General features: G+C 64.3%; 1 protein-coding gene. It reads right to left on the bottom strand.

Going from position 1 to position 291, the window contains the following annotated elements:
- The coding region (locus tag EN852_RS39560) for a DUF445 family protein (protein WP_135879955.1) at window positions 1-282 on the bottom strand (282 nt) is incomplete at its 3' end.
- Window positions 283-291: the final 9 nt, after the last annotated feature.

The following is a 291-nucleotide window of genomic DNA, read 5'->3' on the forward strand; positions in this document are numbered from 1 at the left end:
GATGATGGCCGTGTGCGGGATCGGCAGCCGGAGCGGTCGCCTGAACAGCGCCACCACAGCATACCAGTCGGCGATGCCACCGATGGTCGCCGCCTCGGCGAAGGCCGCGACAAAGCCAAGCCACGGATAGGTAGCCTGGAAGGATTTCGCCAACCCAAACACGAGAATGCAAAGGCCGAGCGCGACGGCGGCGATGAATTTGGTCCGCCGCAATGCCGAGAGCTTCGCCTGCGCGTCGGCGTCGAATCGAACCGGCGCGAGAGCCGGAGCTGATTGTGACATGGAAAGGCT

It is taken from the genome of Mesorhizobium sp. M2E.F.Ca.ET.209.01.1.1 (genome assembly GCF_004010375.2).
In the GTDB taxonomy this organism is placed as follows: domain Bacteria; phylum Pseudomonadota; class Alphaproteobacteria; order Rhizobiales; family Rhizobiaceae; genus Mesorhizobium.